The sequence below is a fragment of the Streptomyces sp. NPDC032745 genome (assembly GCF_055579465.1).
In genome coordinates, this window is record NZ_JBVING010000024.1 from 40,918 (window position 1) to 64,665 (window position 23,748).

The following is a 23,748-nucleotide window of genomic DNA, read 5'->3' on the forward strand; positions in this document are numbered from 1 at the left end:
GCACTAAGGCTAACTCAGCCGCTCAGTCTCAGCCGTGCTCTGATCCCTCGTTTTGCGTAACCAGGGGGCGAGTCGACAGCCGAAAAGGCCACCAGCGGCCGCCTGCGGGCCTGTTGGGTGATCGCAGGTCCCCATCCATACCGGCCGTGCCGAGTTCGTCGACTGAAGGGCCCATTCTCGGCGTCGTTTTTCATTAGTGATGCGTGAATTGCCGGATTGAGTCCACTTGATCTGTCCCAGCGAAGGCTGAGCGTTCTCACCGAAGACTGAGCGCCGATCCGGCATGAGCGGAGAGCGGAGTTGGCGGAAGAGGGTGAGCGCCCTCCTCAGTCTCGCTACGCTTCGCCAACCGCAAGTTCACAACCAGGGGGCATCGTGCGTCACCGCATCCTCGCGGCCGCCGCCGTACTCGTCACTGCCACCGCGTGCGCCGCCCCATTCGGGAGCAAGGCCGACGGCGCGAAGCCTTCGGCCACGGCAACGCAGGAAGTTCCCTCTCTGAGCCCGACGCCGTCGGTCTCTGTGCCCACGCCCAGTACGTCGGCGGCCCCCACACCGGTCACGCCCAGGCTCACACCTGTCACGATCGACGACTGGCGCTACGGGTATGCCTGGCGGGGCTACTCCACGGACGTCAACGGTTCCGGAGGACAGTACGACAAACCCGGCGAGGTGCACGTGACGCTGACGGTGCAGATGACGATCACCGACGACCGCCGCCCTGAAATCCCATCTCCGAACAGCCTGTGGGTGGGTCACAACTACGGTTTCGCCTTCTTCGTCAAACCGTCGAAGTTCCCCGATTGTCTTCCCCTTGAAGGTGTTGGCCTGTGCGAGCTGTCCTCCGGCCCGTTCTACAGCGGCTGCAAAGAACTGCGTAACGACGGTGACGGAACCAACTTCCCGCCGAACGGCCGACTGATCATGAGCTGCCGGATAGAGGCTCCGCTCCCAGAGTCGGTGAAGCCGAGTGATTTCAAGGTTGGCGTCCACTACGACGAATGCTGCGAGTCAGACGCGGAGCACCGGGTGTGGCTGCCGTTCCAAGACTTGCCGGCGCCGCCGCCGAAGAGCCAGCCGGAGCCCGAGCCAAAGGCCGGACAAGCGTCGTCAAGCGCCCTCTACTTGTAACACGAAGACGACGTGGCATCCGAGCCTGTGCGCCCGCTGTGCCGCGTCTCAGCCGGAGGCGGGCGAGAGGCTCACAGTAGATCAACGCCCAATCCTCATTGATAACGCTCAGACTTCGCTGCGACAGGTCACCACTCATGCCCGGGCTCACGTACGCCTAGCCAGCTCGGCGGCGCTCCACTCTCCGACGATGTCGGAGCGATCGGCGGTGAATCAGACGGTGGACAGGGACTTCTTGCCACCGGTCCAGTGTCTGGGGGGAGGCGTTGCTCCTGGCCGTGGTCGAGGCGGTGGCGATCTGCCGCGCCACCCCTCTGGACGCGCGCACGGAACCTTGCCGCCACCCTCGCGTTCAGGAGGTGCCAACTCCGTCACCCCTGGGGAGCCCATGAGCGCCATCGACCCCGCATCCGCCGTCCGACCGGACTGGTGGAGCGACAACACCTTCCTCCACCTCTGCGCGCTGGCAGACCAAGCGCTGCCGTGCAAGGGCCTCTCAGAGTGGGAGGCGCAGCATCCGACTCTGCCTATCCTCAACCACTTGCTGACAGCGATCTGGCGCCTGGGTAAGACCGGCGGCATCGGCGGCGGAGGGCCACGCGCCGAGGAGGTCGTCGTGGCGCTGCAGGAGGCCGAGAGATCCTCCGCGGAAGCCGCGCGTGCCGCGCGCCTGATCCTGAGCAGGTTGGACGGACCATCCGATGACGAGACGGAGGCCGAGGAGCGGGAGTTCGAACAGACGGATCCGAACTGGGGTCCACCTGCCACCCATCTGACGGACCTCGCCTTCACGGTCCGGCTGCCCGGATACTCGGGCGACACCGTCAGCGCCTCGATCGGCGTGAACAGCTCCGGCGCCATGCGCGTGGAAGGCAACGGCCCGCTGGCAGCGCTGGGCACCCTGGGGCGCCTCGATACGCGCGCGATCATCTACGAAGTCGAGAAGCTCGTGGAGCGCCAGCTCGTGCCGACCGCCGAGCCGTACAGCGCGGGCCCCCCGCAGGACGGTTTCCGAAGCTGATTAAGCAGTCCGTGCCGCGCCGAGCCCGGTCGGCGATTTCGTCTCGGGGCTCGGCGTGGTGGCAGCGGACAAGTGCCGGCCAGTCACGCCGCGGGCGCCCGGCAGCGGCGAGCGCTTCCGGGAGCGTCCCGGCCGCCGGCACCACGGGGGTGGGGGAGTGACCGCCACCGACCTCGCCCCCTGGCCGCGGCTGACCGGCAGCGAACCGTGCAGGGCCCCCGGCGCCGACCCCGAGAACTGGACCGGCACCCTCAAGCAGCGTGCCAAGGGCAAGGAAGAGTGCCTCGCGAGCTGCCCGGCGACCACCCGCGAGCAGTGCCTGGCCTGGGCCCTCGACCACCCGACCAAGGCCGGATCCGGCATCTGGGCCGGTACCACCTACACCGACCGCCGCCGACTGCGCGAGCTCCGCGCCGCCACGGACTAGCGGCCAGCCCCCGGCCGTCCGGACGCCCGGACGGCCGGCGGGCCCCCGACCTCTCCCGCACACCAGCAGGCAGCCGGGCCCCCGCCGGCTGCCCGCTTGCTCACACTGAAGGGAGCACCGATGAAGTTCCGTACGGATCTCGCCCCGCTCGCGGCACGCCGGTCACCATCGGCTGGATGCAGCTCTTGCTCAAGGATCTTCCGGTCACCGCCCAACGACTCCGCGAGGACCGGATCCTCGAAGAGGCCGCCGTCACCGGCGCCGACCCGCAGCACCTGTGCGCGGTATTCAACATCACCCCCGACACAGGACTGCGCTACACCCGGACGTTCCACCCCGACCCCTTGTCCGACCGAGACCAGGAGGACAAGCCGTAACCGGCAACCGCCCCGCCTGTGCCTCCGCAACCGAGCCTCTCGCTCCGGCCAGGGTGAGGACGGATTGGCAATGGCAGTCATGCGGTTGGGAACCGTCTCACGACCAGACGAGTCGACCGTCAGCGACCTTGCAGACCGGGTAGCTGCCATCGGCGATCTTCGTCAGCATCTTTGCTACGGAGTAGAAATAGTGGGCCATCGATTCGTACTCGCCCGTGACCGTGATCTCACCCACGAACCATCTGCCGACGCGCCCGTCCCGCACGTCGATGAACTTTCCCATCCAGCCGTCCTGGTCCGAAAGGAACGGGATCCACTCATTACGCCAGAACGGATCGTCCGGCTGGTCCGGCGGGTCGAATCCACCGGACCGGGAGCGGTTCGCATAGAGCCTCTCCATCGCCCGAATGCCCAGAAAGAAGCTTCCCTCGTCGGGGAACCCGTCGAAGCCGCAACACATCACGTCGTCGTCGACGTCTTCCGCTGGCAGATCCAGATTGTTCTGCAACAGCCACGTCCGCAGGTCCCCATGCAGGGAGATCCCCATCCGTTCCTCGGCTGCCGCGAGCATCTGCTCCGTAGCGGGCCCTGGCAGATCCGCGTGATCGGCCGGGGCGTGCTGCCGAAGAAGGGTCATCACGCGAGACCAACTCTCAGCCACACTCATCGCCCTCTGCCCTCTCTACACATATGCCTCCGTCCGGCTGCGCGCCACGGTCGAGGCTGCGAAGTGCCGACCGGAGAACCTTGCAGGATGGTACTTCGAGCATGCTTCCTACCCCCTCCCCAGGATCATCTTGCGACCCGAAGCAACCTCTGCGCTAAGCGGGCCCAGCCGAGGAGCCTCCAGGACACCAGCGAGGGTCGTGGCGTCCGGCACGAGAAACTGCAACGGCCGCATGTCGAGGCCGCAACGTCATGCACTTCGACACCGAATCAGTCGGAACCGAGCCGCACACAGCCGAGGATCCCGGGCGGCAAGGCCAAGTTCCTGGTGCCAGCGCCTCAGAAATCGCGAACTCAGGCGCTTTCACCGGCGGCTACATCGGCCCCTCCACCCGCGCCGAGATCGCCTACGCCCACCAGCTCGGCCAGCCCGTCCGCTACACCGACCCGGTCGGCCACGCCGTCATCCTCCACCGGCCCGGCCTGGACCCCGTACGGATCGGCCCGTACGAACACGAGGGCCGCGCCGAGGAGATCGCCGCCGGCCTGCGCAGGCAGCTGCACTCCACCGCGCACGTGGAGGGCACCGTCATCACCACCGGCGACTTCCGCCCCGACCTCGACCACCTCAAACCGCAGGTCCCGAAGGACCCGTACGCCCTGGCCGAAGCCATGGACAACGACCCCGGAGGCGACGGCACCGGGCGCAACTTCCCCGACCTCTACGCCCGCCTGTGCGCACAGAGCCGCCCGAGTACGCAAGCAACCTGTGGGGGAGGGCCTGCTCCGCATACGACTACCTGCACGCCGACAAACGCGTCGCGAAGTTAACTTACCCGCGTCCTGAGCGCTGCTTCGGAGATACGTCGCGCAAACCGTCGTGTGGGTAAACCGCGTCGCCGAGAGTGGTGACCGTGTGGTCCTCCCACAAACGGACATCGTAAAACTGCGGTTCTCGCTTCACTGCTGTGATCACGACAGCGGGAGGTCTTCCAGGTCTTTATGCGTTGAAACGAGACGCCCTCCTCGCGGAGCAGGACCCGCAGGCCCTCGTGGCTGATGTCGTCGACCACCCCCTCGGCGACCAGGAAGTCGGCCAGCTTGGCCAGGCTCCAGGTCGAGAACGGCAGGCCGTGCTCGGCCGGCTTGGACTTGGCGATCTTCTTGATCTCCCGGCGCTCGGGCAGGGAGAAGGTCCTCGCCCGCCCGCCCGCGTACTTCGGATAGAGCGAGTCGAAGCCGTCAGCGTTGAAGTTGTGGATCACATCCCGGACCCGGTCCGCGCTGGTGAACGTCACCTCGGCGATCTTCGCCACAGGCATGCCCTGCGCGGATAACAGCACCATCTGCGCCCGGCGCCAGGTCACCACCGACCCGGTGCCCCTACGGATGATCCGCAGCAGCCGCCGCCCCTCGTCGTCATCGATCTCACGGACCCGCACTCGCTCTGCCACCGGCACAGCTTGCCGGACGCGCACGCCGGAGTGGAATCCGGACGGCGCGTCACCTCACCACAGCACAAGGGCCGCTGATGCGGCGCTAGCCGAGATTCAGAACCTCATCGTCCGCGTGCGTGCCGAACTCGGCGACGCGCACCTCCGCGATGTGCTCGTACCGACTGATCCGGTCGGTCCACTCTGCGTCGACGCCGAACGCCACCTGCGCGAAGCCCACCCGCCCGACGGCCTCGGCCAGGCCCGGATCGCCAGGGGCCAGCAGCCGCACCGGCGCGTCAAGCGCCACGGTGTGCGGCGGCACGAAGTACTCGTCCGGCAAAACGGTGCGCGCATGGACGAGCGCGCCGACAGCGACAACCGAGCCGGCCCCCAACCGTGCGCACTGCAGGACCGTCGCCGCGGTCGCCACATAGACGCACCTGCCGACCTCGCAGCCCAGCAGCGTGGCATGCGGCCCCACGAAGACGTGGTCGTCGACAAGCACCGGCTGATCGCCGGCGACCGCAGACCCGCGCAACACCGCGTTCTCGCAGATCACCGCCGCCTCCCCGACCTCGATCCGAGACCCCTCGGCATCGAGCACCGCACCGTACATCACCCGCGCCCTTGGCCCCACGCGGACATCACCGACCAGCGTGGCCGTCGGGGCGACGTAGGCGGTGGGATGGACCTGCGGTTCATGCCCGCGGTGCCGGATGCGGATTCCCTGCGTTTCAGCGTTCATGAGCGGATCCTCGCCCGACCGACCGCGAGCATGCTGGCGGATTTCCGACGTCGCGTTCGCCGAGACATGTGCCATCCGCGATCTGAGGCACTACAGGGCGAACGTTGGCGGATACGGCACTAGCGATCGCTACTCGTGGCTCTGTGTAAACCGCTGGCAGCTGGGTCCTCGCCGGGCAAGGATGCAGCCATGCGCTATGCCAGCACCGATCCCGAGCTCATGGACCTGGTCCGACGATTCGTCACCCCCGGTCGGCGGTACATGCGGCTGGGCGGAAGCTCACTGCGGTTGAGCGGACCTGAGCGCGACCTGTTCGTGAGGGAGCTGGTCCAGGCTGCCGGGGAGATCACTTCCACGGAACTCGGCATCCTTCTCGAGGGCGGGTGGCGAGAGCGCACGACTGCCTCCTGGCTGGTTGCCGTGGCCGGGAGGACCGAGTTCCGGAGCCGCCTCGGCGAACTGCTGCTGGCGAACGGAGGCCCCTACCAAGGTTCTCTCTGCATCGCTCTTGCCACCTTCGGCACCAGCGCGGACGCCGATCTGCTCTGCAAATACCTTGATCGCTACCTGCCTGAACCCGACCTCCGCTGGGACCAGACCGCGGTATTCAGCACACTCCTTCACCTCGATGCCGTCCTTGGGACCGAGCGAGCAGCCCCATACCTTGCGGCCGGTGGGCTGTGGCAGCAGTGGACTGCTACCACGCCGAACACGGTAGGTGATCCGCAGGAGTACCGGCAGGTCGTGGACCAGCTTTGTTCCTTCGCCAGCGAGTGCGCTGAACTCTTCGCCAGAACGGAACCCAGGAACTGAGCCTCCTGACCTGACGGCTGGAAGCCGACTGCTTCGGACGTCTCGGTAGAGTCTGGGCAATGACAGGAAACCAGGGCCGCTGGTCAAAGATCGACCAGGATGGTGGTATCGAGGACGTGACGCTCGTCATCCTGGAATGGCTGGGTGAGCAGGGTGTGAACGCCATGATCAGAGTGGACGCCGAGAGGGTGGCCGACAACGCGCCGGCCTGGACGTTCGCCGCCAGTGGGGGCCCCTTGGAGCATGGCATGCGTGCTGATGGGAGGACTGTGCAGCAATGCATGTCCGCGGCTCTGTCCCAGCTGCGCGCGGCTGGGCTGTCAGTTCCGTTTTGATTTTCGTCTCGCTCACCTCTGGCTCCGATCATGACGTTGGTCTCGGCGTCCCAGCGGTTCCTCCTGGCCGGCTGAAGCCCGGCATGCCGAGCTGGACCGCAGTCGACTTTCTCTCGGCCAGTGCGTCGACCTGAGCGAGCTTGTCTTCGGCGCCAGCCAAGCTGACCCGGAGTCCTTCGACCTCGCCGAGCCAGCCCTCGTGTTCGGCTTCGGCGACGCGGGCGACGCGGGCGACGAGGTTGTCGCGGATCTCTTTCAACCGGCCGCGCTGGGCCGGGTCCGGCCGGAGGAGCGAGCAACGAATGCAGGCTTATCCGAACTAGTCCAGACGGCCTGGCGGGGTCGGATCGCAGTCGGGTTGCTCAAAGTAGTGGGCAAAAATCTCGGCGCCAGCGAGCATTGGGCGTGTCGCGCCGCCAACTCCGGTCGGACTGGTCGCCGTTCAACCGGCGTCCGGAGACGGGGGAGAATGCAGCACATGGATGACGCGTTCACACTCCTTCGGCATGCCGTCGATCTGCTGCCGCAGGACGCGGCGGCAGAGAACGGACAGACGGTCGGGGATGTGCGCGAGGACATCGTGCGCCAGGAGTGGGAGATGGTGCTCGGCGTTCTCATCGAGATCGGGGATGTCCACCCCGTGTCCGTTGACTTCTGGGAACTCCTCGCCGAAGCCGCTCGCCAGATGATGCTCGACCGCAGCCGGCGTTGGTGCGAGTGGCGGGGCTGGGAAGTTCGACACGGCACCGTCCGGGCCACCCTGAGCCTGGTGGGTGCGGAGGAGGGCCGACGCCGGACTGCCTTTGCCGCAGACGGGCGGCTCCGGCCGATGTGGGACATCGGCAACCGCACCGCTGGCGGGGAGCGAGAACTGAACATCGCCCGGTTGTGGGTGGAGTATGCGCAGGAGCTCGGCCCGGGAGAGACCGCCGACGTTCGGCTGGCTCCTCTGAGCCCCGAGCAGTGGAGGCACCTGAAGTGCGGTGATGTGATCACCATGTACGAAGCCCGACCTGTTTCGGGAACGGCCACTGTGATCGAGGTCCTGCCGCCGCGCGCCTGAGCTCATCTCGCGTCAGGCGGGCTCCGGCTGCAGCCAGGTGATCTTCGAAAACCGTTCGAGCTCAGATGGCGGGACCAGTACTGTTCCAGCGTGATGAAGCCGGATGGGATGAAGTTGGGGATCGAAGCAGCGCGCCTTCTCGCCGTTGTGGACTGCTGCGAGATAGCTCCGGGGCTGAGCGAGATCGAGCTCCAGCGTATTGAGCAGGAGTACGGCTTCGAGTTTGCCGACGACCACCGGGCTTTCCTGGCGTCGGGCTTGCCGGTCAGTCAGCCGCCCGAAGAGGGGGACACGTGGGAGAACCCGTGGCCGGACTGGCGCCACGGCGACCCCCAAGGGCTCCGAGAGCGGCTTGAGTGGCCGGTGGAGGGCGTTGCCCTGTCGGTCCGACGCGGCTACTGGCATCCGAGCTGGGGGCAACGGCCAGAGGATGCCGACGAGGCCCTTCAGCAAGCTCAGGCGCTGCTTGCTCGGGTCCCCAAGCTCGTTCCCATCTACGGGCATCGGTTTCTGCCTGCCGGCCATGGCTCCCATGGTCACCCGGTTCTCTCAGTGTGGGGCACCGACATCATCTGCTACGGCACTGACCTGGTCGACTACGTCAACCACGAGTTCGACGATTTCGACGCCCACACCCCCGACGACTGGCGCCCGCAGGCGACCGTCTCGTTCTGGCGGGATTTCCTGCGCAAGACTTGATCTCGTGGCGGCAACCGTCCCGGATGCGCGGTCGACTCACAATGGGCCTGACGCGGTTGGTGGGGTTTCGGGCTCGGCGCTGCTTCGTCCGGCGTTCCGGCGGAAGTCGGGCATGCCGAGGTGGACGGTGGACGGTTGCGCTGCACGCTCGCGCATGGCCTCCAGCTTTTGCGCTGCGGCGGCCATGGTGGTCTCGATGGCGGCGACCTCGCCAAGCCAGCCCTGGTCCCGGGCTTCCTGGAGGCGGTCGACGAGGTTGGCGTGGATCTCCTGGAGACGTGGCATCTGGGCCGGGTCCACGAGCAGTAGGGGACATCTGACACAGGCGTTTTCATGCTGGCACGGGGTCGCGTAGTCGCGGCCGCAGGTTCCCAGGGCGACCTTGCGGAGTTCGAAGTGGGCCAGGAACTCGTTCCACTCGGTGACGGTGAGGTCGCGATATTCCTCGCTGGGCCGATCGCTTCTGCGGCGCGCGATGAAGGCCCGGTGATGGGAGATCACGTCCTCCGGGTAGATCGCGGCATAGCCCATGGTCGTGTCCAGAGCGGCGTGGCCGCAGATTTTCGCGGCGATGTGCGGGGGCAGTCCGGAGCGAATGGCGTCTGTCACGAAGATTCTTCTGAATTCGTGGGGGCGCCATTCGAGCGGGTCGCCGGACACGGTGATCTGGGCGGACTGCGAGGTCGCGACCAGGCACTCGCGGACGTAGCTGCGGGTCAGCGGTCGGTCCTCGGTGCCGTACCGGCGTTGGAAGAGGAACGGCATGGGCGGGCTCCAGGTCTGCTCGAACACGTCGTAGGCCGACACCAGCGGCAGGGCGGCGTTCCCGGCCCGGACCCGGAAGATCACCGCTGTCAGCACCTCCGCCAGCTCCGGGGAGACCAGCAGCAGGCGCTCCGAATCGGTCTTCGACGGGGCGACCTGCAGCATTGGCACCACCTCGCCGGTGGTGGGCAGGGTGTAGGCGATGAAGCTGTGGTGGGTGAGCTCCAGCATCTCCTCGATCCGGATGCCGGTGTGCCGCAGCACCTCCACCGTCGCCCAGGACCAGAACGCCGCCTCCTCCTCGTGGGTCAGATTCCGCCGCCTGCCAGCGGAGGCCTCGGTGACGTAGACGCGGCGGGCCTGCCCGAACCCGCAGCGCTCGAACTCCTCCCCGGCGACGAGGAACCGTCCGCCGGCCGGCGTCGCCCGAGCCGCGGTGATGCGGGCCTCGGCGTCCTTGCGCTGCCGGTCGACGGCGCGAAGCAGCGCGGGCAGCAGCGGCAGCTGGGTCCGGGTCCGCTGATCCATCCGGGACTTCACCCCGGACCTGGACTTCTTCGTCGCGCACTCGTTCGCCTTGATCGGACACGGCGCCACCCACGGCGCCCACCGCGCCGGATCGTCGGCGGCCCAGCGGGCGATGTCCTGGTAGAACGCCCGGACGAACACCAGCTCGCTGCGGAAGTTCACCCGCGGCCGCACCGGGTGGCCCTGGGCGTCACGGATGAAGGCCAAGCGTTCCTTCCATGCCTGCGCGACCTCAGGTGTCAGCCGCAGCGACTCGATGCCGGGATGGTGGATCTCCAGGTCGCGCCAGAACAACCGGCACAGGTTGCGGGCGATGGAACGCAGCGAGACGTGGTCGAGCTCGGGAGCCCGCTCGGTGAAGTACTCGACCAGCAGGTCACGGACGGCCCGGCATTCAATACCGTACGCGTCGACGATCTGCTCGACGCTGCGGCGGCCTTCGATGCGGAGCGCCCGCAGCCGCAGCGGTGCGCTGGCCGGGAGCACGCCGGTCTCCTTGAGCAGGGCATAGAACAGCGGCCGGCCGGCGCTGCCCCGGAAGTGGTGTTCCTCCAGTGCGGCGGTCAGCTCGATGCAGTCGCCGACGGTGATGTCGCTGACCAGGCCGCCCTTGCGGATCACGATCCAGGTGAGCTTGTTCAGGGCATCGGACCTCGCCGTGGGTGTCGCGTGCTGAGCCAGCTGTTCGAGCCGATGGAAGGCATCGGGGTCGCTGGCGGCCCGGGACTCGGTGAGCATCACCGTCACGCGCTGCCGCAGCAGCCACGGGTAGCTGGGGCGGATCGCCTGCCCGGCGACCAGGAGCACCAGTCCCGTGGCCAGCTCATCGCGCCAGTGGCTCTTGGGTGTGCCGCGTCCCTGCAGGGCCAGATCGGTCCACTCGAAGCCGGCGTCGTCCGCCCCGCTGGCCATCCAGCGATCCTGCCAGGTCTCTCCGGGCTGGCTTTCGAGCCAGTCCAGCAGCTTGCCCAGGCCCCGCCGCCGGGTCTTGTCGCGGGTCAGGCCCGCACCCGGGTCGGTGAACAATCCAAGCAGCCGCTCGACCAGGCTCTCCCGGCTCTGACGGGTCTGCCACCAGCTCGCTTCGCCGACTCGCGGTTCCCACTCCAGCGCGTTCCCCACCTCATGTGGCTCGACGGCCCTGGCGACGTCGACGTTCGCGGTCGGGTTCACCGGCTCTCGCCGCCCGCAGCCGAGGTGCCGAACAGCGCTGCCAGCACCTCGGGGCGGTAACCCGGCGCAGGCGGGGCCGGTGGCTTGACCTGCTCGGCGCGCTGTCGTTCATGGTGGGCCAGAACGTGGGCGACGACCTCGTCGGGCGTGGGAGCGATGTAAATTTCCGTGGTGGTGATGTGGGCATGTCCCATGACCCACTGCACGTCGGCGAGGGTCAGGTTCGGATCGCGGACCATCCTCTTGGCCGCGCTGTGCCTCAGGTCGTGGAGGGTCCAGTTCGCGCCGAGCAGCTGGTTGGCACGGGTGAAGACCATCCGGGCCGCGTCGTACTCCAGCGGGCGGAAGGGCCGTCGCAGCGTCCACCACAGCGGCTCCGACGGGTGCTTGGGGACCATGCCGCGCAGTTCCTGCTGGTAGAGCCGCAGCCACACGAACGCGTCGGTGGAGGCGGGAAGGTGCTGCAGGACCTGGCTGCCCTTGCGGACCACGCCGATCGTCTGGTCCGCGGGCGAGACCAGGCCCTGCGGGACACTCAGCAGCTCGGAGGCGCGGGCGCCGGTGGAGATGTAGTTGCCGGGGTGGGGGTGGCCGGTAGAACCGCTCTCGTGATGATCATGACTGGCCACGGTGCCCGCGCATGCTGTCGGGGAGCGCGCCGTGCCGGAAATCCTCCCGATGGGCGACGCGGTGCCCGCGCTGCCCCTCGCCGTCGAGGACCGGACCGGCTATCAGCGCACGAGCTTCAAGCACTGGAACGCGGGCGCGAATCCGTCGGACGGCTGTAACACCCGGGCCGAGGTGCTGATCCAGGAGGCGATCGAGGCACCCGAGGTCGGTCCGGGCTGCACGCTGACCGGGGGTGTCTGGTGGAGCTACTACGACGAGCAGCGGGTGACGCCGGCCGGGGCGCTGGACATCGACCACATGCTATCCGCACCTCCGACGGCCTGGCCCGGAAGGCTTGCTGGTCAGAGGGTCAGCGGTATGCCGTTGACGTTGATAGGGGGGCTTGGGGGAGTGCCGCGTCAGGCTGAGTGCTCGAGCATTCTCTGAATGGTTTCGCGTACCGAGTCGTCTGTCTCGTGCGCGAGGCGCCGGCTCAGGGCTTCTCGTAGCTGGGTAGGTATCCGCAGTCCCCGCGGTGTGTTCGTCGCCATGAGCACGGCGGCGAGGGATCTGACATCGGTGACCGGATCGGTGAGCGCTGTGGTCAGCAGAGCTCGGCCGTGTTCTCCCTGGGTGGCGAGGGCGCGAAGGATCGTTTCTCTCACGGCCGGGTGAGTCTCCGCAGTGAACGCCCGAATGAGCATGCTGGGCAAGGTGGAGCTCGGGTCTGGGTAGGTGATGAACGTGTAAGCGGCGGCTCGCCGCCTTGTCGGGAGTTCGTCATCCAGGAGCGTCGCCAGGAGCTGGCTCTCGTTGCCGGCCATCTGGTCGGCGAACCAGTTGAGGTCCCGGTGTCCTGTCAGAACGAAGTCGAGCCACCGCTCGTACCAAGACAGGAAGTCAGAATCGGCGTAGAACCGGGGAGCGAAGAATCCTTCGGCGTTGACTTCTACCAGGCGTCCGCGTCCGGGTCCTGTGACGACAAGCAGCGTGAAGTCGCTGCAGCCCCGGTAGACAACTGTGATGGTGCCAGGGAAGGAGCCCGCGAGGTCGCCCCGGTCATCGGGACCCGTGGGGACATCGACATCGGGGACGATTGGGAACGATTCGGCGGGCTGTCCCATGCCACCCCGCCCGACCCACCGCTCGATGGGCAGCAACCCGTAGGTGGGACCGTATCCGCCGTGGCCGATTTGGGTGAGGAACTTGCGAAATTCCTCAGGCAGTCGGACGCCGTGGGTGTCTTCGAAGTCCGAGATCTGAGTCTCGGTCAGCACGGGGCCGAGTACGGCCTTCTCCGTGGTCGGCAGTGCAGCGAGTTTGGCTTGGATCCGGGTGATCCTGGCGTCCACCGGTACTTCTTCTCATGTCGGAAGGTAGTTCGAGCCCGAGCATAGCCCGCTATCGGGCTGCCGGGCTGTCGTCAGCCTGCGTCGAACATGGCCAGACGGCGCCTAAGATCCAGGTTCTCGCCGTGGGCCACCTCCAAAGCCTTCCGTAGCCGCGTGATCTCCTCGCGATGGGTCTGCTGTTGCTGTGAAAGGCGTGCGCTCAGAGCACGCACGGCCGCCGAGGTTGACGGCAGCGGTTCCGTGTCGGCCTGACGCATTCGGGAAACCTGACCGTCCCTCGCGCGGTGGCGTTCGATCCGGCTGCGCAGTTCCGGGCTCCGGTAGAGGAAGTCGGTACTCACCCCGGCCTGGCGGGCCACGGCGGTGAAGCTCACGGGCTTGCCCGCCTTGACCAGCTCGGCGAGAGCGGTGCGGCCACGTTTCTCGGCTTCCTGGGTGCGGGCGCGGGTGGCCTGGCGGAGGTGCTCGGGCAGTGACGTCATGCGGTCGGCTCCTCCTGTGCGGTGGTGGACGGCGGCTCGGGGCGGTCGGCCGCGCAGGCTCCGCGCACCGCCCGGAACTGTCCGTCCTCATGGACACTGACCTGGTCCAGGGCAACGAGGACCTTGGTCAGGGCGCAGGTCTCGGCAAGACGGCCGGCGAGCCAGATGTTGTCCTCGCCCATCGGCTCTCCGTGCCGGGCGGTGAGCTGTGACTGGCAGCGGCCGATCAGCGCCTCGGTCTGGGCGAGCTGGTGCTGGAGTTCGTCCCGGTGGCTGGCATCGGTGACGAACTTGTCGCAGGTGAGGCAGGCGTTGCCCTTGGAGCAGACCTGTCTGGGCGGGAGCATGCACCAGCCGTTGGGCAGCACGCGATCGGCGCGCTGATCGAGGTGGAGGAGGTCGTAGAGGTCGCCCGGGTTCACCTCGGCGGTCCGGCCGTCGGCTGTGATCTTCTTGTAGCGGAGGAACTCACGCTCGGCGGTGACGGCCAGGGTCTTGGCGTAGTGCATGGTCATGGTCGGTGTGAGGTGTCCCAGGTAGCGCATGACGACGTGGATCGGGACTCCGGTGTTGATCAGGTCGGGCGCCCGTGTGTGCCGGAAGGTGTGGGTCTTGGAGATCTTGACGGGACGGCCGACGCTGTCGGTGATGGCCAGCGTCTTCGTCAGCGCGCCGAGCCGGCAGTGAAGGTCGCCGAAGCGTACGGCCTCTTGCCGAGCCGGTTGTTCCTGGTCTGCAGGAAGAGATAGTGCGGGTCCGTTCCCGCTGGGGCGCCTTGGGCGGTGATGAAATCGCGGGCCCACTGCTGCTGCAGCCGGATGATGTCGACGATCTCCTGGTCGACCGGGATTGTCGGCGGATCACCATGTTTCCGGCGCGGCCCGATTGTCGGGCCGGTCGATGTGCGATCGGAGTGCGATTCATGGCGCGTTCGGTACGTGAGAGCTACGACGAAGGCCAGGCCGCGGGCCAGCTGCGGGTGCCGGTGGCGGCCTGGCGGTGGGCGGTCGGCTCGGGCCTGGTCCCGCCGGCCGACGCCGGCCGCGGGTTGTGGTCGCGGGCGGTGGTGGAGGCCGCCGACCCGGAGCAGGTGCGCGCGATCCTGCGGGGTCCGATCGGTGCGGGGGCGGCGGCGGATCGGCTGACGCAGGCCCTGGGGGAGCCGTTGCGGTGCCGGCCGCGGGTGACCGCGGCGGCGGTCGGTCACCTCGCCCGCGCCGGTCTGCTGGTCCGCCTCGGCGGGGCCGTCGAGTTCCCCGACGTCCACCCGGACCAGGTGGCCGCCCTCGGCCGCCGCCGGGACCTGCCGGCCCTCCTCGACCGGCACGTCCCGGACCGGTCGGGCAGGGCCAGGGTCTGGCCGGCGAGAACGTCGGCGACGCAGAGGGAGGCCCCCGCGTTGCTGCGGGGGCCTGAATGGTGGGGGTGGTTAGTCGGGGAACTCGTCGAAGTGGGTGCTGTCTCCGTGGAAGGTGAGGGGGGTGCCGACGTGGGTGCCGTCCTGGCGGGTGACCTGGATGGTGTGGTCGCCGACCCACATGGCGGCCGCCTTGTTCGGGGGTGTCGTCAGATTGTGGGTCACCGACTTGTGTTCGAGGTTCTTGGTGGCGGTGCTGCGGGAGTAGCCCAGTGCCAGGCTGTAGGTGGTGGTGACCGAGGCGCTCGCGACGCCGGAGCTGACGCCTACCTGTGCGCTGACGGAGATGCCCACTTCAGCGCTGAAGGTATCGCTCCTGTCTTTCTCCACGCCGACCGTCACCGTTTCCGAGACGGACTGCGGGGTGCTGGTGGTGTTGTTGACGAACCGGTGCATATACCACGAGGCCAGGCGTTCGATCCGGTAGAACGGGGAGTTGGTGAGCTTCCACGACGCCGGCTTGTCGTCGTCCTTCACGGCCATGAACGGCACCCACACCGCGTTGACCGTCGTCTCCGGCGTACGGTCAGCTGGCCGGGTCCTGCCCGTCAGCTTCGGGAACCCGTCCGGATGCGGCTTCTCCTCCACGGGCATCTCGATGCACAGCACCCGACGCTCCGGCGCTCCCCGGGAGGGCTCGTCCCAGCTCGATGCCGCGGTGAAGGTGTTCGGCGCGACCAGCGCCCGGTGGCCGCCGTCTCGTCCGTCCTGGTAGGCGGGGGGCACCTGATTCGCCCACACGCTGAAGTAGTCCTTCGCCCCGGTGCCCTTGTCCTCGTAGACCCACTTCAGGTCCGCCATCTGCGTGAGGTCCTCCCGCACACACATCACGTCCGTCAGCGCGGGCTTGTCGTAGGTGTTCTCCGACATGACACAGCCCATCGCCACGTAGCCGCCGGGCGCGACCGGACGCCAGCACGCACCGTAGTGCTTGCCGCCGCTGCCCACGTCCTTCCACACGACGGTGTAGTCCTCGGGATGCGCCAGCGGGGGCTTCTTGCCCTCACTCGCCTTGGCCGGGCCGTCCTTCACGCACAGCGAGACGACGTGTTCCTTGACCTTGGTGGTGGGGGTCTTGGGGTTCAGGTTCTCCGATCCCCACGCTGGCAGCGCGACAGACCCCAGCGCGTGGAAGCCCTGCGGGGGCTTGGGGTGCCAGAAGCTCACCCAGTACTTGCCGCCCGTGCTCTCGTCATCCCATCGCCAGCTGTACTGGTCGGTGAAGGCAAGCTCCAGCTCGCCGAAGACCATTGACTTGGTCAAGGTTGCTCCCTTGCGGCGGATTCATCCGCGTGTGATGGAATTCCTTGATCCAATTTGGCCATGCGCCTTCCCCGCACAGGAACCGCCTTCACTCCACCGGCGGAGCGCACCACCAAGCTTTCGGGAGCACGTCCACGGCGCACGCCCGGACAGGGCAACAGTTGCCTCATGCCGGGAGCCCCCGCACGGGCTCCGGAGCCGAACACGCCCCAAAGCACCCTCCCCGCAGACGTGGAACAGGGAAGGCGTGAGGCCCTGATCACGGAGCTACTGCGCCCACTCCACACCCCGAGCCGGGCGAGTGCGGCGAGTTGGTCGGGGTTGAGTCGGTCGCGGCGTTGTTTCTGGTTGGCGATCCACACGCCCGTGCGATGCTCACCGCCCTCGAACTGCTGCACGGCAGAGCGGCCGGGGAGCCGGCCTTCCTGTTCGATGTACTGCGTGAGGGCTTGGATGCCCTTGTGGAAGGCTTCCGCGGCCCGTCCGGACGTGGTGGTCGCGGCGGTCTTGCGGGCCCGTGAGGCCCGCGTGGGCTTCACCCCGAGCTCGGTCAGGCGGCGCTGCTGCTCCTCGGTGAGCCGGCTGAAGTCGCGGCGCCGGGTTGCCGTCCACCGCCCAATGTCCTCGCCGTGCCACGTCACCCCCGCAACGATGCCCACAAGGCGCGCACCGTCCGTCAGGAGGGCCTTCAGGCCCGCGTAGTGGCGTTGCCAGTCGACGGTCCAGCCGAGTGCGCCGGGGTTCCAATCCGGATCGATGGCGGCGAGGGCTGCGGCCCGCCGCTCGGCTCGGCCGGGGTCATTGCCGAGTCCGCCGGGTCGGCGGATGTTGGTCAGCCACTGCCCCACCGGCCGGTCCAGGGCGGTGGCGTGCCGCGGGGCGGCCAGGGTGCCGTGCTGCTCGTAGTAGGCCCGCGCGGCCGCGGAGTTCTCCGTGAAGCCGGCGTCCGCGGTGTCCCACACGATCCCCAACGCCTCCAGCCCCGCGGCCCGCTCGCCCGTCATGGTCCCGGCCCGGAACACCCGACGCTGGTCGGACAGCCACCGCCCCAGCGGATACGCGCCCTCGGTGTGGTCGTACGGCACCTCCAGGTGCTGCTCGCGCTCGCGGTACCGCCACGCGGCCTTGACCCCCCGACGCCGGTCCTGGCGCTCAGTGTTGAAGACCTGGTAACTGATCCACTTCGCGATCAGCGCCGGGTCGCGTGGGGCCGCGAACCGGAGCAGCAGCCGGGCCTCCTTGTGATCTCTCGGTTTGTTGACAGTGGTGTGAGAGGACAGTGGGCCCTGGTGTGTTGTTGCTGGTCGGGGGCTGTTTCGGGGTGTGTGGCCACTGTCATGGATGTGAGAGGGCGGTATGAGAGTGCGTAGGCGTTTTATCGTCACCTGAACGTGTGGCGGCACGGCATCCCGGTCCTTCGGCGGTCATGGGCATGGTGGGCTGAACACCGTGAGCGAGCGCACGCCCTACAAGACCGATCTGAGCGACGAGCAGCGGGCGCTGGTCGAGCCGGTGATCGTCGCGTGGAAGGCCGTCCATCCCTCGGTCGGCGGCCATCAGGGCCGGTACGCGATGCGGGAGATCGTCAACGCGCTGCTCTACCAGGGGCGAACGGGTTGCCAGTGGGAGCTGCATCCCGCACGACGCCAGGGTCCCGAAGGCGGCCCCGCCGATGGCCGATGACGGATGCTTGTCGCTCGATGTGATGGGTCACCGAGACATCTCACCATCACTGTCGGGCTCTCCCACGCGGCCGTGGTCCTGACGGCGAAGCAGGCCGGAGAGACGGACCCGTGGCCGGGAGCGCCGCTGGGGCGGCAGCGGTGGTGGGACAGGGGCCAGGTGATGCTGGAGCCGGGTGTGGCGGAATTGGTAGAACGCTCCGTTTCGGCGCAGTACGCCACGTCGGTGGGCGTCCTCCAGGAAGGCGCTCACGGCCCATGGCAGTCGTCCGGTCAGCGGCAGCCAGCCGCGTGCAAGGATCACCCAGCGGCCCCAGGCGGTCAGCGCGAGCGCGGCCACGAGCGCGCTCCCGAGTCCGATCAGAATCCCGGATCGCAGCCCCAGGGCGGGTGTCCACACCACGGGGATGCCCCATATCTGCCGGGGCAGCAGACCGGCCATAATCCAGCTCCCGAGCAGGATGAGAAGCCCGAACACCACTCCGAGTACCAGCGCCTGGCGGAGTACCGTCGTGCGGTTGGTGTTGAGCAGACCGGTGGGACTGGTGGCCTCCTGCGTGTCGATGGGCTCCTCGAACCAGGCCGTGGAGCCGAGGACGAGCGCAGCCCCGACTCCGACCACCAGACCCCAGTACCCCGCGTTCAGCACCCTTGCCAGCGGCCAGAACGGCTCCTGGTAGGCCGCCACGTTCACCACTCCGGCGAGCAGATTGCCGGTGACCTGGGCAATCGGCCCCACCACGAGCCCTGCCACGAACCGGGGCAGGACCCTCGGGCGAGCCCGCCCGGTCTGCCGGCCGCGAAGGCTCAGCCGTACACGTGACGGCTGGAAGGCCCCGTCGATGAACCTGGCCGCAACCCCGTGCGCGAGTCCGAAGGACAGCCCGGTCATGGACCCGTTGAGCAGCCCGCTCACCAAGACGTCCATGAGCCCGAACCCGCCCAGCCCGTGCACCAGGCAGGACAGGAGTCCGTACACCAGTCCGGTGGCGATCCCGGCCAGCACCATGCGCGACGTCAGGGGCACGGTGGTGCCGAGCTGCCACCAGGCCAGATCAGGCGTGCGCAACTTGTTGAGATGCCGGGCGAGGAAGCTCAGCCAGCGGTGGGCCTCCTCGCCGCTCCACCTCCGGGTGTCCTCCCCGGGAAGATCGCGGGAGTACACGGCCGGGATGAGGCGGTCCAGGAGGTGCTCCTCCACCGCCGTCCGGTCGGCGAACCGGCGGACCCCTTCCTGTTCGGCGAGCAGTTCCGCGGGCTCGGCCGCCGAGGTGTCCGCGTAGGCGGTACGGGCGAGCCAGGCCATCAAGGGAGTGGACAGTGCCTGGGCCACCGGCCCGCCGGGGGTGCTTTCCACCTCGGCGAACAGGGGATCCCAGCAGCCGGTCCGGGCGGGGGCCGTGCTCACCCGCAGATAGGTCTGCAGGTCGGCCGGGTCCAGCGGGCACAGCTCGACCACCGCGGCGGCGGTGAGCACCGTACTCCCCACCGTCCGCTGGTACTCGTCAGCCCGGCAGGTCAGCACCAGCGGTTCGCCCCGTCCCAGCTGCCGGCTCAGGGCCGCCAGCGCTTCCAACCGCGCCTGCGGGGGCATCTCGTCCAGCCCGTCCAGCACCGGCAGCACCTGTCCGGAGGCAATCAGCTCCTGGCCGAGAGTCGCTCCCGACCCCGACCGGGTGCGCAGCGCCGGGTCGTCCTCGGCCAGCCGACGGGCCATCCAGGAGTGCAGAGTCTCCTGGGCGGGATCCCAGGATCCCATGGAGAGGAGAACGGGCACCCGCTCCCCCTCCTGGCGCCGGTCGAGCAGATGCAGCACCAGATTCAGGGCGAGGACGGTCTTGCCCGCGCCCGGTGCGCCGAGGATCACGAGCCGCCGTGACGCCACCCGGTGGAACACAGCGACGATGCTGTCGTCCGCCCGGCCGTCCGCGTCCAGCCGTCCGGACAGATCCACCGGTTCGACCTGGTTCTGGGCGCCGTTGATTGCCTCCCAGTGGTCTGCCACCGGCCGTGCGGTGTTCTCCCATCGCAGTGGCATCGGCCATGGCGCCTGCAGCTGGAGGGCCGTCTCCTCCCTGCGCCACTGCTCGGCCACCGCGGTGGCCAGTGTCCCGGCGAGATCTGCCACCGGCTGTGGCTCGTTCGGCTGTCTGGCCATGGAGCCCAGTACGGCGAGGGCTGTGGCCGCCATGAAGAGGACAACCGCGAAGGTGGTGTGCTGTTCCATCCAGGCGATGAACGGCGGCGGGTTCTCCTTCATCCACTCGCCGAGGGGGCCGAAGTAGATCGGCAGCCACATTCCCAGCACCGCCGCCGCCATGAGCAGTAACCGTCGGCGTCGCTCGGGGGGAGGGCCTGAGCGGTTCCTACGCACCCGTCCCTCCGACAGCCGCTCCGCCACTGGCCTGGCCGCCGCCCGGCCGCGGTGGTGCGGCGGCCCGAGCCCGTGTCCCTGCCCGTGGTGTTCGTGCCACGGCCCGGATCCTGGCCGGCGTCCCGGGCCGTGGCCGTCCCGGGGGCTGAGGATCCTTCCGCGCGTCAGAGCCGTCCGCGTCCCACACAGTCAACCGTGCCCCCATTTTCCGCTTCGGCGGTGGCACCGGCCTGTCGGCTCCCCACCGGACAACTTCATTCTGTCCGACCTCCGGTGCCGGAGGGACGGGAACGCCCGGTTCCCCCGCCGGAGGCCGGACGGTGACGGCGGGAATCGGTTCCAGTCGACGACGACCAGGCGGTGGGGCTGCACGAGGCGCTTGAGAAGCACCTGTCGGGCGTCGCCAGCCTCCACGACTACTTACTCAGAGGGCGGTATTAGACCTGATGCCCGATTCTTGGTTTCGTCCGGGGGCGGGTCGCGGCAGCGCCGGGCGGCTATGGCCGGGGCTGAGTGAACAAGCCCTGCTCGGTCTCGACCAGGATCCCACGGTCGGCCAGCCGCTTGAGCTTCAGGCGGGTGTTGTTGATGTTGTTGGGCGCGACCGTCAGTTCCATCGCCTCGCAGACCTGTCGCGCCCGCAGCGGATGGTCGGCCGCGGTGAACACCTCCATGATCTGCTGGTAGGCCGGATGGTCCGGAAGTTCGGTGCCGGGGGTGCGGGCGGTTGTGGATCGGGCAGCTCCAGCAGTGTCTTGCGGGTGATCCGAACTTCCTCGGCGGCCCGGTCGAGTTCGTCGAGCCGTGCGGTCAGCTGCGCGATCTGCTCCCTCGTCGCCTCGGCCCGCACGGTGATCTCTCCCTCCCGCTCCTCCAGCCGCGCCAGCACCGCCCCGAGCGTCAGCTCCCCGCCACTCATGCGGTGTGCCAAGCCGGCGCTGTCGCCCCAGTCAACCGGCGCAGTATCATCGAGGTCATCGCCCAGTACACCCGTGACTCCGAACTGCGGGGCCGGTGTTCGTAGTCGCGCACCAGCCTGCGGTGCAGCATCAAGATCCCATAGGCGCGCTCCACCACCCACCGCTTGGCCTGGGGAACGAACCCGGTCTGCGCGGGATTGCGCTCCAAGACCTCCACCTCAATGTTCATCTTCTGCCCGTGCGCGACAACCGCGTTCTTGAAGCCCCGGTCGACCAGGGCCTTCTCCACAGCGTCGGTGTCGGCGGCGACCTTGTCCAGGCAGCGCGATACCGACGGCGTTCTCGTGCGCCGACGCGGCCACCACGACCACTGCGATCACCAGCCCCAGAACGTCAACGGCCAGGCCGCGCTTGCGGACCGGTACTTTTTTTGCCGCATCACGTCCCGTCGACTCGGCGGGTACTCCGGCCGCCGCGTGCACGCTCTGGGTATCGAGCACCACCAGGCTCGGATCCGCCTTCCGGCCCATCTTCTCCCGCACCTGCCAGCGCATCAGGTCGTGGATGGTCTGGTCGGTGCCGTCGTCGCGCCAGGTGTGGTGACAACCACCTTGGTCACTTCGGGGACATCGAGTCGAAGCTGCTCTTTCAGGAACCGCAGCGTGACTCGCCACTCCGTCTCGTCTTCGCCAAGGAACGATGCGACGGTCTCCTGAACGACATCCCAGAGTGGCTTTGACCAGCACTTTTCCAACAGATCCCAGGCCGTCAAGGACGTCGTGCCAGGCGATGGCACGCACCTTATCAGCGGTCGAGGAGGGAACAGAGGGGAATGACTGTTTCATCCGTATGGTGACATCCGTTGTAGTAGCGTGATGTGCCTTCTGGACAGCGGGCGCAGTCACTGGAGGGCGTTGCGTGTCGATCGCATGGGCGGGGAGCAGGGCGAAGTGGTGGGCGTCGGCGAACCGGCGGGGTGAGTACATCCATACCGTCGTCATCGGGGCCCGCAAGGTCGGCAAGACCACCTGGTTTCGCCGGCTGGCCGAGGAAAGCCCGACGGAGGTGACGCTCTGGAACGTCCGCCGCGTCGCCCGGGCCGGGTCTGTGGACGAGGTCTGGGCCGACCTGTTCCACGAGATGGGCATCGCCCCTGGCCCGGAGGGCGATCCGCTGGAGGACCTGGAGGACCACCTCGACACGCTCGATCGCGGGCCCGTGGTCGTGATCGACGACTGGGACGCGGCCGTCGACGGCCGGGGCGTGACGGTCCCTGACGCCTGTTATGAGGTCCTCGACCAGCTCATCAGATTCTGTTTGGGCCAGGCGACAACACGCAGCGGGCTGGCATGCTTGGGGCTTGTTCTGCTGACGTCGCTGCCCGATGCGGCGGACCTGGAGTACTTCACGCGGACGGTGCAGCGCCCCACCTTCGAGCGGTTGTCCAAGCTGGTGACCCGGTCCTTGACCCAGGACCGCTTCCCCATGCTGGACCACGCGGAGAGCGCGGCACTGCTGACTCAGCTGGGCGTTCCCGCAGCCGAGGCGGACGAGGCGGCCCGGGCGTGCGGGGGCTGGCCCTGGCTGCTGGAAAAGGCCGCGGCGGCGGTGCGCGATCACGGCGGGTGGACCCCGGAGGCGGTGGAGGAGGTTCAGGAGCGGCAGCTGCCCGGATTGCTCGACGCGGGGCTGATGCCCTGCCTCGCCGCCCGCCCCGAGGTCAGGGTCCGCCAGACCCAGCCGATCGACTACCTCAGGCAGGAGCTGGCCCGGGGGAGGGCGCCGGAAGCGTTCGGTCTGCCCTCCTCGTTCGATGACCCGCACCGTCCCGCGCCACTGGTGCACCAACTGTTGAACCGTGCGTTCCTGGTCGTCGACACGGAGAACCTGCGGATGCCGTTCCAGCGCCAAGCCGAGGTCCACCCCGACCGCTACCCGGACGGCTTGGACACCTTCCTCCAGCCCCACGTCCAGGCCTGGCTGCGCGGACTGCGCGAAAAGTACGACGTGTCCGAACAGGATGTGTGGCTGGTCGGCCGCTCGCACCACCGTATCGACGCCACGGTCGGCGCGCAGACCAGCGGCGAGCGGCTCTATCTGCCCAAGGAACTCCGGGAGAAGGCACGGCGCACCGGGGACGGCAGCGATGACGCTCTGATGACCGCGCAAGTCGCGCGGCGCGCCGAGCGCAACCCGCTGGCCAGATTCGTGCTCGCCTCCGGCGACGCGGACGCTCCGCTGATCCTCGAACTGGTGGGTGCCCTCGATCAGGTCACTGTGTGCACCCCGTGGCAGGCGTCCGGCAAGCTGCGCCGGCGACTGCCCGAGGCAGAGCGTCTGCTCGAGCACACGTTCCCCGTCCCCCGACCACCGGAGGTATCGGCGGCCGAGCTGGCGGCGGCACGCCGTGCACAGGAACGCGGTGAACGGCGGTGAAGGGCGGCAGCGGACCGGAGCAGGATGCCCACCT

General features: G+C 68.3%; 25 protein-coding genes and 2 pseudogenes. 12 read left to right on the forward strand and 15 right to left on the reverse strand.

Annotation, left to right across the window (positions count from 1 at the left end; translation table 11 throughout):
- Nucleotides 1–375 precede the first annotated feature (375 nt).
- The 4 genes from ACZ5WG_RS38645 to ACZ5WG_RS38660 all read left to right on the forward strand — a co-directional run bounded on the left by ACZ5WG_RS38645 (nt 376) and on the right by ACZ5WG_RS38660 (nt 2,956).
- Complete coding sequence (locus tag ACZ5WG_RS38645) at nt 376–1,131, forward strand: hypothetical protein (protein ID WP_468729333.1); 756 nt, start codon at nt 376–378, stop codon at nt 1,129–1,131.
- A gap of 388 nt (nt 1,132–1,519) precedes the next feature.
- Complete coding sequence (locus ACZ5WG_RS38650) at nt 1,520–2,152, forward strand: hypothetical protein (protein WP_468729334.1); 633 nt, start codon at nt 1,520–1,522, stop codon at nt 2,150–2,152.
- A gap of 157 nt (nt 2,153–2,309) precedes the next feature.
- Nucleotides 2,310–2,579: a WhiB family transcriptional regulator gene (locus ACZ5WG_RS38655; protein WP_468729335.1), complete on the forward strand. Its 270-nt coding sequence runs from the start codon at nt 2,310–2,312 to the stop codon at nt 2,577–2,579.
- A gap of 176 nt (nt 2,580–2,755) precedes the next feature.
- Nucleotides 2,756–2,956 (forward strand): hypothetical protein, encoded by a 201-nt coding sequence (locus ACZ5WG_RS38660; protein WP_468729336.1) that lies wholly within the window; start codon nt 2,756–2,758, stop codon nt 2,954–2,956.
- A gap of 97 nt (nt 2,957–3,053) precedes the next feature.
- Here ACZ5WG_RS38660 and ACZ5WG_RS38665 read toward each other — a convergent pair whose 3' ends face one another.
- Complete coding sequence (locus ACZ5WG_RS38665; protein WP_468729337.1) at nt 3,054–3,623, reverse strand: SMI1/KNR4 family protein; 570 nt, start codon at nt 3,621–3,623, stop codon at nt 3,054–3,056.
- Nucleotides 3,624–3,874: 251 nt separating this feature from the next.
- Here ACZ5WG_RS38665 and ACZ5WG_RS38670 point away from each other — a divergent pair, with 251 nt between their 5' ends.
- On the forward strand, nt 3,875–4,453 hold the full coding sequence (locus tag ACZ5WG_RS38670; protein ID WP_468729360.1) for a hypothetical protein: 579 nt from the start codon (nt 3,875–3,877) through the stop codon (nt 4,451–4,453).
- 128 nt (nt 4,454–4,581) lie between these two features.
- Here the strand turns inward: ACZ5WG_RS38670 and ACZ5WG_RS38675 are convergent.
- Together ACZ5WG_RS38675 and ACZ5WG_RS38680 are read right to left on the reverse strand one after the other, a co-directional pair.
- Nucleotides 4,582–5,076: pseudogene (locus ACZ5WG_RS38675) on the reverse strand (helix-turn-helix domain-containing protein); the annotation flags it as partial.
- An 85-nt stretch (nt 5,077–5,161) separates the two neighbouring features.
- Nucleotides 5,162–5,803, reverse strand: coding sequence for a gamma carbonic anhydrase family protein (locus ACZ5WG_RS38680; protein ID WP_355251332.1), 642 nt, complete (start codon nt 5,801–5,803; stop codon nt 5,162–5,164).
- 189 nt (nt 5,804–5,992) lie between these two features.
- Between ACZ5WG_RS38680 and ACZ5WG_RS38685 the strand changes: the two genes are divergently transcribed.
- Nucleotides 5,993–6,616 (forward strand): DUF6000 family protein, encoded by a 624-nt coding sequence (locus ACZ5WG_RS38685; protein WP_468729338.1) that lies wholly within the window; start codon nt 5,993–5,995, stop codon nt 6,614–6,616.
- A 59-nt stretch (nt 6,617–6,675) separates the two neighbouring features.
- On the forward strand, nt 6,676–6,951 hold the full coding sequence (locus tag ACZ5WG_RS38690) for a hypothetical protein (protein ID WP_468729339.1): 276 nt from the start codon (nt 6,676–6,678) through the stop codon (nt 6,949–6,951).
- Between the two features lie 28 nt (nt 6,952–6,979).
- Here ACZ5WG_RS38690 and ACZ5WG_RS38695 read toward each other — a convergent pair whose 3' ends face one another.
- Entirely contained in the window at nt 6,980–7,210 is a 231-nt protein-coding gene (locus ACZ5WG_RS38695; RefSeq protein ID WP_468729340.1) for a hypothetical protein, read from the reverse strand.
- A 210-nt stretch (nt 7,211–7,420) separates the two neighbouring features.
- Here ACZ5WG_RS38695 and ACZ5WG_RS38700 point away from each other — a divergent pair, with 210 nt between their 5' ends.
- Together ACZ5WG_RS38700 and ACZ5WG_RS38705 are read left to right on the forward strand one after the other, a co-directional pair.
- Complete coding sequence (locus ACZ5WG_RS38700; protein ID WP_468729341.1) at nt 7,421–8,014, forward strand: hypothetical protein; 594 nt, start codon at nt 7,421–7,423, stop codon at nt 8,012–8,014.
- 93 nt (nt 8,015–8,107) lie between these two features.
- Complete coding sequence (locus ACZ5WG_RS38705) at nt 8,108–8,713, forward strand: SMI1/KNR4 family protein (RefSeq protein ID WP_468729358.1); 606 nt, start codon at nt 8,108–8,110, stop codon at nt 8,711–8,713.
- 36 nt (nt 8,714–8,749) lie between these two features.
- On the opposite strand, the gene ACZ5WG_RS38710 is transcribed toward ACZ5WG_RS38705, so the two are convergent.
- Both ACZ5WG_RS38710 and ACZ5WG_RS38715 read right to left on the reverse strand, forming a co-directional pair.
- Nucleotides 8,750–11,179, reverse strand: a complete 2,430-nt coding sequence (locus tag ACZ5WG_RS38710; RefSeq protein WP_468729342.1) for a tyrosine-type recombinase/integrase — start codon at nt 11,177–11,179, stop codon at nt 8,750–8,752.
- Nucleotides 11,176–11,808, reverse strand: coding sequence for a tyrosine-type recombinase/integrase (locus ACZ5WG_RS38715; protein ID WP_468729343.1), 633 nt, complete (start codon nt 11,806–11,808; stop codon nt 11,176–11,178). Before ACZ5WG_RS38715 ends, ACZ5WG_RS38710 begins: the two co-directional genes overlap by 4 nt.
- Before the next feature lie 31 nt (nt 11,809–11,839).
- On the opposite strand from ACZ5WG_RS38715, the gene ACZ5WG_RS38720 reads away from it, so the two are divergent.
- Nucleotides 11,840–12,235, forward strand: coding sequence for a hypothetical protein (locus ACZ5WG_RS38720; RefSeq protein ID WP_468729344.1), 396 nt, complete (start codon nt 11,840–11,842; stop codon nt 12,233–12,235).
- Here the strand turns inward: ACZ5WG_RS38720 and ACZ5WG_RS38725 are convergent.
- The 6 genes from ACZ5WG_RS38725 to ACZ5WG_RS38750 form a co-directional block, all read right to left on the reverse strand.
- Nucleotides 12,208–13,140: an SMI1/KNR4 family protein gene (locus ACZ5WG_RS38725; RefSeq protein WP_468729345.1), complete on the reverse strand. Its 933-nt coding sequence runs from the start codon at nt 13,138–13,140 to the stop codon at nt 12,208–12,210. The two genes, ACZ5WG_RS38720 and ACZ5WG_RS38725, sit on opposite strands and share 28 nt — an antisense overlap.
- Nucleotides 13,141–13,211: 71 nt before the next feature.
- Nucleotides 13,212–13,622 carry a DUF6262 family protein gene (locus ACZ5WG_RS38730; protein WP_468729346.1) on the reverse strand — a complete coding sequence of 137 codons (411 nt, stop codon included), beginning with the start codon at nt 13,620–13,622 and terminating at the stop codon, nt 13,212–13,214.
- On the reverse strand, nt 13,619–14,290 hold the full coding sequence (locus ACZ5WG_RS38735; RefSeq protein WP_468729359.1) for a tyrosine-type recombinase/integrase: 672 nt from the start codon (nt 14,288–14,290) through the stop codon (nt 13,619–13,621). Before ACZ5WG_RS38735 ends, ACZ5WG_RS38730 begins: the two co-directional genes overlap by 4 nt.
- Nucleotides 14,287–14,949 carry a hypothetical protein gene (locus ACZ5WG_RS38740; RefSeq protein ID WP_468729361.1) on the reverse strand — a complete coding sequence of 221 codons (663 nt, stop codon included), beginning with the start codon at nt 14,947–14,949 and terminating at the stop codon, nt 14,287–14,289. Before ACZ5WG_RS38740 ends, ACZ5WG_RS38735 begins: the two co-directional genes overlap by 4 nt.
- Before the next feature lie 102 nt (nt 14,950–15,051).
- Complete coding sequence (locus ACZ5WG_RS38745) at nt 15,052–16,302, reverse strand: Vps62-related protein (RefSeq protein ID WP_468729347.1); 1,251 nt, start codon at nt 16,300–16,302, stop codon at nt 15,052–15,054.
- The gene (locus tag ACZ5WG_RS38750) at nt 16,299–17,705 is read right to left on the reverse strand and encodes a helicase associated domain-containing protein (protein WP_468729348.1); all 1,407 of its coding nucleotides are present in this window, start codon (nt 17,703–17,705) and stop codon (nt 16,299–16,301) included. The genes ACZ5WG_RS38745 and ACZ5WG_RS38750 overlap by 4 nt, the downstream gene beginning before the upstream one ends.
- Nucleotides 17,706–17,751: 46 nt before the next feature.
- On the opposite strand from ACZ5WG_RS38750, the pseudogene ACZ5WG_RS38755 reads away from it, so the two are divergent.
- Nucleotides 17,752–17,940, forward strand: a pseudogene (locus ACZ5WG_RS38755) (transposase); the annotation flags it as partial.
- 72 nt (nt 17,941–18,012) lie between these two features.
- On the opposite strand, the gene ACZ5WG_RS38760 reads toward ACZ5WG_RS38755, so the two are convergent.
- The 3 genes from ACZ5WG_RS38760 to ACZ5WG_RS38770 form a co-directional block, all read right to left on the reverse strand.
- Nucleotides 18,013–20,304 (reverse strand): NACHT domain-containing protein, encoded by a 2,292-nt coding sequence (locus tag ACZ5WG_RS38760; protein WP_468729349.1) that lies wholly within the window; start codon nt 20,302–20,304, stop codon nt 18,013–18,015.
- A gap of 551 nt (nt 20,305–20,855) precedes the next feature.
- Nucleotides 20,856–21,032 (reverse strand): hypothetical protein, encoded by a 177-nt coding sequence (locus ACZ5WG_RS38765; protein ID WP_266946137.1) that lies wholly within the window; start codon nt 21,030–21,032, stop codon nt 20,856–20,858.
- A 241-nt stretch (nt 21,033–21,273) separates the two neighbouring features.
- Nucleotides 21,274–21,567, reverse strand: a complete 294-nt coding sequence (locus ACZ5WG_RS38770; protein ID WP_468729350.1) for a transposase — start codon at nt 21,565–21,567, stop codon at nt 21,274–21,276.
- 629 nt (nt 21,568–22,196) lie between these two features.
- On the opposite strand from ACZ5WG_RS38770, the gene ACZ5WG_RS38775 reads away from it, so the two are divergent.
- The gene (locus ACZ5WG_RS38775; protein ID WP_468729351.1) at nt 22,197–23,714 is read left to right on the forward strand and encodes an ATP-binding protein; all 1,518 of its coding nucleotides are present in this window, start codon (nt 22,197–22,199) and stop codon (nt 23,712–23,714) included.
- Nucleotides 23,715–23,748 lie beyond the last annotated feature (34 nt).

Bases quoted from the DNA above. Each gene is read 5' to 3' on its own strand.
- ACZ5WG_RS38650 (WP_468729334.1), top strand. From the start codon at position 1,520: ATGAGCGCCATCGACCCCGCATCCGCCGTCCGACCGGACTGGTGGAGC.
- ACZ5WG_RS38660 (WP_468729336.1), top strand. From the start codon at position 2,756: ATGCAGCTCTTGCTCAAGGATCTTCCGGTCACCGCCCAACGACTCCGC.
- ACZ5WG_RS38665 (WP_468729337.1), bottom strand. From the start codon at position 3,623: ATGAGTGTGGCTGAGAGTTGGTCTCGCGTGATGACCCTTCTTCGGCAG.
- ACZ5WG_RS38670 (WP_468729360.1), top strand. From the start codon at position 3,875: ATGCACTTCGACACCGAATCAGTCGGAACCGAGCCGCACACAGCCGAG.
- ACZ5WG_RS38680 (WP_355251332.1), bottom strand. From the start codon at position 5,803: ATGAACGCTGAAACGCAGGGAATCCGCATCCGGCACCGCGGGCATGAA.
- ACZ5WG_RS38685 (WP_468729338.1), top strand. From the start codon at position 5,993: ATGCGCTATGCCAGCACCGATCCCGAGCTCATGGACCTGGTCCGACGA.
- ACZ5WG_RS38690 (WP_468729339.1), top strand. From the start codon at position 6,676: ATGACAGGAAACCAGGGCCGCTGGTCAAAGATCGACCAGGATGGTGGT.
- ACZ5WG_RS38700 (WP_468729341.1), top strand. From the start codon at position 7,421: ATGCAGCACATGGATGACGCGTTCACACTCCTTCGGCATGCCGTCGAT.
- ACZ5WG_RS38705 (WP_468729358.1), top strand. From the start codon at position 8,108: ATGAAGCCGGATGGGATGAAGTTGGGGATCGAAGCAGCGCGCCTTCTC.
- ACZ5WG_RS38730 (WP_468729346.1), bottom strand. From the start codon at position 13,622: ATGACGTCACTGCCCGAGCACCTCCGCCAGGCCACCCGCGCCCGCACC.
- ACZ5WG_RS38760 (WP_468729349.1), bottom strand. From the start codon at position 20,304: ATGGCGGCGGCGGTGCTGGGAATGTGGCTGCCGATCTACTTCGGCCCC.
- ACZ5WG_RS38765 (WP_266946137.1), bottom strand. From the start codon at position 21,032: ATGGAGGTGTTCACCGCGGCCGACCATCCGCTGCGGGCGCGACAGGTC.